Source organism: Xanthomonas bonasiae, from assembly GCF_017163705.1.
GTDB lineage: Bacteria > Pseudomonadota > Gammaproteobacteria > Xanthomonadales > Xanthomonadaceae > Xanthomonas_A > Xanthomonas_A bonasiae.
Map to the genome: position 1 here is coordinate 1 of NZ_JAFIWB010000070.1, position 426 is coordinate 426.

A 426-nucleotide genomic window follows, 5' to 3' on the forward strand; every position below is an offset into this window, starting at 1 on the left:
GCCGAACGCCCGGCCACGGATGGCCGGGCCGGTGGTTCCGGCGCACGTGGCGCCGCGCCAGGGATGGCGGCGTGAACCCAAGACGCAGCGAATTGCCGGATTGAAGGAGGCCATGCGTTTGCGAACCACTGGTTCGCGCATGGCCGAACGCCCGGCCATGGATGGCCGGGCAGGTCTGTCCGGGTGCAGCCCTGTTGCGCCATGGACGGCGACGCCCATGCCGGAAGCATCCGCGCGCCGCGCCATGGCGCATGTGGCGCCGAACGCCCGGCCACGGATGGCCGGGCCCGTGGTTCCGGCGCACGTGGCGCCGCGCCAGGGATGGCGGCATGAACCGAAGGTGCAGCGGATTGCCGGATTGAAGGAGGCCATGCGTTTGCGAACCACTGGTTCGCGCATGGCCGAACGCCCGGCCATGGATGGCCG

General features: G+C 71.4%; 1 protein-coding gene. It reads left to right on the forward strand.

Features of this window, described 5'->3' with window-relative positions; translation table 11 throughout:
• Nucleotides 1–139: 139 nt before the first annotated feature.
• Nucleotides 140–426: hypothetical protein (locus JR064_RS22940; protein WP_206231250.1), on the forward strand; the 287-nt coding region annotated here is incomplete at its 3' end.